This is a genomic window from Epilithonimonas tenax DSM 16811, from assembly GCF_000428485.1.
In the GTDB taxonomy this organism is placed as follows: Bacteria; Bacteroidota; Bacteroidia; order Flavobacteriales; family Weeksellaceae; genus Epilithonimonas; species Epilithonimonas tenax.
On record NZ_AUAA01000090.1, the window covers coordinates 1 to 2,220 of the forward strand.

General features: G+C 30.3%; 1 protein-coding gene. It reads right to left on the reverse strand.

Going from position 1 to position 2,220, the window contains the following annotated elements; genetic code table 11:
• Nucleotides 1-417: 417 nt before the first annotated feature.
• Nucleotides 418-1,824: a site-specific integrase gene (locus tag F564_RS0117570; RefSeq protein ID WP_028123727.1), complete on the reverse strand. Its 1,407-nt coding sequence runs from the start codon at nt 1,822-1,824 to the stop codon at nt 418-420.
• Nucleotides 1,825-2,220 lie beyond the last annotated feature (396 nt).

Consider the following 2,220-nt stretch of genomic DNA (forward strand, 5'->3'; position numbering starts at 1 on the left):
AAAGCAGGATCATAGATTTTTCGTTCTTGTTTCATATCTTAAAATTAAGGTTTTATGCTTAACTTTTACTGGACGTTAAATTAGTATATCCAATTGTTTGCGACATCGTTGTTAATGTTATGAACTGAATTATTTTGATAAAAAACATTACATTTATTTCTAAAACTGTCCATCAGATGGTAGGTCACATCAATTATTGCAAAATAAGTAAAAAACCATATTATAAATATTGTTGCGAAAACCAAGTTGCCTAATCCAAAATTATGAGTTTGTTCTATGATTTGCAACCTTCCAAACATAGCAACGGGAATTCCAACGAAGAAAATTATTATGAAAGGTAGTATTGGGTATTTGAATGAAGTTATTTTTATTTCCATATCATTTGTATTTAACATTTTTAATTTTACTAAAAATTTTTTAATCTAATAAATCAATAAGTTCTTTTTTCATTTCATCATCAATAGTTCGGTATCTCGCAAAAGCTTTACTTCCTTCTTTGTGTCCGCTTAAGGATGCAACAAGATTAGGATCTTTTACTTTTTTGTATATATTACCTATAAAACTTCTTCTTGCTAGATGAGAAGAAGCTATTTCATTCAGAGGCTTATGTACTTCTTCACGTGTTTTTTGGTCTAAAATTATAACCATTCGATTCAAGCCAGCACGTGCAAAAGCAGTTTTTATTTTTAAATTATAGTTTTGTTCAGAATTATAAGGGAACAGACTTTTTCTATCCACATTTTTGTATTTCTCAATTAGCTTTTTTGCTGTGTCATTCAGTGGAACTCTAACAGAAATTGCACGATCTTCTCTTGTTTTCCTGGGAATATATTCTATGGAATTGTCAATTATATTGTTGTAAGTTAATTTTTGAAGATCACTTACTCTACAGCCAATTAGACATTGGAAAACAAAGATGTCACGTTGTGTTTCCAGTTCCAAATCATCAGATAAATCAGTATTTAAAAGTTTATTTCTCTCTTCGTTTGTAATATAAATCGGAGTACCATAAACAACCTCACCCATTATAAAATGTTTAAAGGGATTGTTAGTTGTGTACTTATGAAGGTTTGCCCATTTAATAAAACTTCGAAATCTTGTTAACATATCTGCGACAGAATTTTTCCCTCTTTCTTTTGGAATTCCCTTTGGAATCTCATTTCCGTTTTCATTCGTATTTACAGGACGCTTTCTTGTTGCACTTTTAGTAGCAAGTTTTGTTGAGTAAGGAATTTGAGCATAGATTTCGGGAAATTTGAGAAAGGTTTGTTTTTCATTTCCTAGAAAATCTTCAATATCTTGTAGTATTCCAAGAGACAAACTATCCAATGATAATTTGAAATTTTTCCCACTTTCTTTTGTCCTTAATAATTCAAACCGTTTTAAACTTCTTATTATAACTCTAAAATTTTTCTTCCTAGACTCAGAAAGTTTATGGACATTTAAATATCTTTCCATAAGATCGAAAATAGTTTCGGTTGGATAAGATGAAAATGTCTTATTTTCAGGCCTATGAAAGTGCTTGATTTGATTTTCTAAAAACGCTTTATTGATAATACTTTTATCATCAGAAGTATTAATAATATTTTCGAGTAAACCTATTAAGGATTTGAGCCGTGCGCGTTTTTCTAAGAGCGATTCTCGTTCGCTTCCAATAATTGTAGGAATGTTTATGTCATTTTTCTTTCCCCAACGCTTTCTATCTATCCAAATTCCGGAGCTTACTCTTATTCGGATACTTCTGGAAACATAAAGCCTTAAACTGACTTCAGACTCACCAGCGTTGTTAGCTGTCTTTCCCAGATATAAATTTGTTTGTGCCATAGCTGAAGATTTGTTTTTCAAAAGTATAAAACTTTAATCAAAAATCTCCATAACTATGTCCGCATTTTGTCCGCAAAGTCTAAAAACTATCAAAAACGATTAAAAACATATCCAAATAAAAACAATCTAAAACGATTTTATTTAATTGACAAACAATAAATTACAAATTATTTTGATTTATTATGTTTTTTAAAAATTTGACATACAGGAACTGGTACTGGGTACAAAACCGGAAAGAGGTGATCATTCACTATTTTTCCGGTTTTTTTTTAAAAAATTTTGGTTAATCTGATCCATAAAATGGATCAATTCCAAAACTTGGGGGCTAGGCAAAAAGCTTAGACAACCTAAACAAGAAAAATGCTTTATCCCGCACACCTCTTAGTTGCAATCTGA

Excerpts from the sequence above, each read along its gene's own strand:
- F564_RS0117570 (WP_028123727.1), bottom strand. The coding sequence starts at position 1,824 with ATGGCACAAACAAATTTATATCTGGGAAAGACAGCTAACAACGCTGGT.